Annotated in this window: 1 protein-coding gene; it reads left to right on the plus strand. The window is 34.5% G+C overall.

Translation table 11 applies throughout. From position 1 onward, the window contains the following. Positions 1–191 precede the first annotated feature (191 nt). Positions 192–400, plus strand: a 209-nt coding sequence (locus R0J92_RS21845) for a hypothetical protein (RefSeq protein WP_411053186.1), incomplete at its 3' end; no start/stop codon positions are given.

Here is a 400-nt window from a genome sequence, read left to right on the forward strand (position 1 = left end):
TCATTTTAATTCCATTTCTTTGCTTCGGTGGATTTTCATATCTCTTCTTTCATTATTGGTGGTTGGCTTTGATTTGTGGCTTTATTGGCAGCTTGTATGGTTGGTTCTTTTTATTGCAGAAGCAGGTAAAGAATGAATACGAAAAAGATGCCCTCTATGAAAGGAACAGATTCTTAAATAACATCACGCAAATGCTAACCAATGAGAATATGACATTAATAGAAGCGTTCTTTATATCTTCTGGTTATGCAGAAGGCGAGTTGAAACAAAAGCTAATTGATCTACAGACTGTTTTGGTTGATGGGTCTGAAACAGAAATAATTGAGGCTTTTCGTGAATTGAGGGATTTTTATAAAAGTGATGTGCAATTCGATCAGTATCTAGAACAATTGGCTATTAT

Source organism: Tritonibacter sp. SIMBA_163, assembly GCF_046535935.1.
Lineage (GTDB): Bacteria > Pseudomonadota > Alphaproteobacteria > Rhodobacterales > Rhodobacteraceae > Epibacterium > Epibacterium scottomollicae.